Origin of the sequence: Plesiomonas sp. ZOR0011 (genome assembly GCF_000800945.1) — a bacterium.
GTDB lineage: Bacteria > Pseudomonadota > Gammaproteobacteria > Enterobacterales > CAMTGL01 > Plesiomonas > Plesiomonas shigelloides.
The window spans coordinates 1-345 of the sequence record NZ_JRKB01000134.1 but is presented as its reverse complement, the minus strand read 5'-3'; the positions used below and the strand labels follow the sequence as shown (position 1 = coordinate 345).

General features: G+C 64.1%; 1 pseudogene. It reads right to left on the bottom strand.

The features are described from left to right. A pseudogene (locus L975_RS18770) lies at positions 1 to 207 on the bottom strand (type IV secretion protein Rhs); the annotation flags it as partial. Positions 208 to 345: the final 138 nt, after the last annotated feature.

Below are 345 nucleotides of genomic sequence, written 5' to 3'. Positions count from 1 at the left end.
CTGGTCACCGTCCCAGCGATAGTGGACGCGGGTTATCGCGGTGAGTTGGCTCACCTGCCCCTCCCGCTCCTTGCCGGTACGCCGACCAAAGGGGTCGTAGCGGTAACGCCAGCGGCTGCCATCGGGCAAGATGACCCGTTGCAGGCGGTCAAAGCCATCCCACTCAAATTGGGTGGTCTGGGGTCGGAAACCGGGGCGTGATACCACCTTCTCACTGAGCCGCCCGCACTTGTCGTAGCGGTATTGATTGGGCCCTATCTGACTGACCTGGCCCGCAGCGTCATAACGGCGCAAGGGCTCGGCCTGCGCCTGCTGGCTGGATAACGGTTGCCCATCGCTGGGCAG